We start from the raw sequence: 257 nt of genomic DNA, 5'->3' as shown, positions 1-257 counted from the left end.
ACGGTGCTGGACCTGACCGAACCCATGCTCGTCGAAGGCCGCAAGCGCGCTGAGGCGCAGGACCTCGCGGAAAGCCTCGACTGGGTGGTGGGGGACGCGATGGCGCTGCCCTTTCCCGACGACAGCTTCGACGTCTACACCATCAGTTTCGGCATCCGGAACGTCACGCGCCCGCAGGAGGCCCTGAACGAGGCGTTCCGCGTTCTGCGCCCCGGCGGGCGGCTCATGGTGCTGGAGTTCAGCCAGTTGCCCAACCC

1 protein-coding gene is annotated in these 257 nt (G+C 67.7%); it reads left to right on the top strand.

What is annotated here, in order from left to right; translation table 11 throughout:
* Nucleotides 1-257, top strand: a 257-nt coding sequence (locus A3764_RS22665) for a class I SAM-dependent methyltransferase (RefSeq protein WP_150122419.1), incomplete at both ends; no start/stop codon positions are given.

It is taken from the genome of Sulfitobacter sp. HI0129, assembly GCF_001635395.1.
Taxonomy (GTDB): Bacteria; Pseudomonadota; Alphaproteobacteria; order Rhodobacterales; family Rhodobacteraceae; genus Sulfitobacter.
This window is presented reverse-complemented; position numbering and strand designations above follow the sequence as displayed.